Raw genomic sequence first — 310 nt, forward strand, 5'->3', positions numbered from 1 at the left:
CAATCTTCACCGCCCATCACTTTAACGGTATTAGCAATTTCGTCTTCATTCGCCGCTTCAACGGTTATTTCATCAATAACACGCTTGGAAGTATTCAGGTTCTTGGTGGTCACATTACTGCCAATGGGCTTTAGCGTGGACGAGTACACCTCTCCGGTATTAGGATCGGTACGACGCGGCGAAGCCAGGCTGTACACCACTAAATCAATTTTTCCCAGGTCCGCTTTGATGATGTCTATCACATCCTGCTTCATCTGGTTGGAGAACGCATCGCCATTTAAGGTTTTGGCGTAAACACCGGCCTGTTTTG

Annotated in this window: 1 pseudogene; it reads right to left on the minus strand. The window is 47.4% G+C overall.

Annotation, left to right across the window (positions count from 1 at the left end):
* Positions 1 to 310, minus strand: a pseudogene (locus J0A66_RS22605) (bifunctional NADH-specific enoyl-ACP reductase/trans-2-enoyl-CoA reductase); the annotation flags it as partial.

The organism is Bowmanella dokdonensis, from assembly GCF_017254865.1.
GTDB lineage: Bacteria > Pseudomonadota > Gammaproteobacteria > Enterobacterales > Alteromonadaceae > Bowmanella > Bowmanella dokdonensis.